This window comes from Rhodoplanes roseus, assembly GCF_003258865.1.
GTDB classification, from domain to species: Bacteria; Pseudomonadota; Alphaproteobacteria; order Rhizobiales; family Xanthobacteraceae; genus Rhodoplanes; species Rhodoplanes roseus.
The window spans coordinates 1-279 of sequence record NZ_NPEX01000785.1; the positions used below are offsets into that span (position 1 = coordinate 1).

At 65.2% G+C, this 279-nt stretch carries 1 protein-coding gene; it reads left to right on the forward strand.

The features are described 5' to 3' along the window. Nucleotides 1-260, forward strand: a 260-nt coding sequence (gene cpaB / locus CH341_RS32395; protein ID WP_111423763.1) for a Flp pilus assembly protein CpaB, incomplete at its 5' end; no start/stop codon positions are given. Nucleotides 261-279 lie beyond the last annotated feature (19 nt).

The window sequence follows — 279 nt, forward strand, 5'->3', positions numbered from 1 at the left end:
GCAATATTCGCGTTCTGGCCGTCGATCAGACCGTGCAGGAGCGCGAGGGCGAGCCGGTCGTCATCGGTAAGACGGCGACGCTGGAAGTGACCCCGCGCGAAGCCGAGGTCGTGACGGCGGCCGCAAGCAGCGGGACCTTGTCGCTCGCGCTGCGGAGCATGGCGGATGCCGACGATGCGGATACCGCCATCGACCGCAACCGTTCAAGCACCGTCAAGGTGATCCGCTTTGGCGACGAACAGCTGGTGAAGACGCAATGATTGCGCGCCTTGCCCCCAA